Here is a 523-nt window from a genome sequence, read left to right as displayed (position 1 = left end):
TTCCGATCTTGCTCACCGAGGTGGCGGGTTGATGACTCAACCTGTCAGGATCACCGCCCACCTCGACAGCCTGTCCGTCGGACTCACGGAGACCCCGATGATGCTCGACGGGCCACTGTCGTGGGTGTGGTGGCAGTTGCAAGGATCGGGGAGGATTGCGCCCGGTCAGGCACCCGGCGATGCGGCGCTACCACTGGCGCGCTGGGTGGAGGCCGGGACCTGGGGGTGGTGCGTGTCCCGCGCCCACCCCCAGGTCGAGGCGCATACCGCGATCGAGTTGCGTCGCAAGCCCGCCACAGACGCGATGGCCCGCTACACCACGGACAAGCGCTTCCATCCGGGCCTCGGCCCCCACTCGGCGCGTGACGTGACGGTGGCCGCCGCGTGGGTGCCTCGGGTGTGGTGGGACGCAGACACCACTGACGTGGATGCCCTGCACGCCCTGCTGGTCGACGTGACACATCTGGGGGCGCATGCCGCCGTCGGATACGGGAGGGTGTCCGGGTGGAGCATCGAGGCGGGC

At 69.6% G+C, this 523-nt stretch carries 1 protein-coding gene; it reads left to right on the top strand.

Features of this window, described 5'->3' with window-relative positions; all coding sequences use genetic code 11:
* Positions 1-31: 31 nt before the first annotated feature.
* Positions 32-523: hypothetical protein (locus Q5762_RS37025; protein WP_315896705.1), on the top strand; the 492-nt coding region annotated here is incomplete at its 3' end.

This window comes from Streptomyces sp. P9(2023), from assembly GCF_032436795.1.
Lineage (GTDB): Bacteria > Actinomycetota > Actinomycetes > Streptomycetales > Streptomycetaceae > Streptomyces.
This window is presented reverse-complemented; position numbering and strand designations above follow the sequence as displayed.